At 70.3% G+C, this 239-nt stretch carries 1 protein-coding gene; it reads left to right on the top strand.

Annotated elements, in window-relative coordinates:
- On the top strand, positions 1-239 hold a 239-nt coding region (locus KVS71_RS18555), incomplete at both ends, for a hypothetical protein (RefSeq protein WP_217585270.1).

The following is a 239-nucleotide window of genomic DNA, read 5'->3' as shown; positions in this document are numbered from 1 at the left end:
AGCCAAGCTCCGATCTGAGCTCGGGCTCGCCACGTCCGAGGTGGAGCCCGAGGCCGTGACGGCTCCCGCACCAGCTCGCGCTCCGGTGGACCTTGAGGGTGACCGCCGGGCCGAGGACGTAGAAGCAGTAAGGCGAGGTGTCGGGATGTCGCCGGAGGAGAAGGTCGCGCGTCGCGACTTGCCGGAGCGCACCGACGGCATCGCTACCCGACTCTGGTTCGAAGGCGGCGCCGCACTCG

It is taken from the genome of Microbacterium sp. GbtcB4, assembly GCF_019091465.1.
GTDB classification, from domain to species: domain Bacteria; phylum Actinomycetota; class Actinomycetes; order Actinomycetales; family Microbacteriaceae; genus Microbacterium; species Microbacterium paraoxydans.
This window is presented reverse-complemented; position numbering and strand designations above follow the sequence as displayed.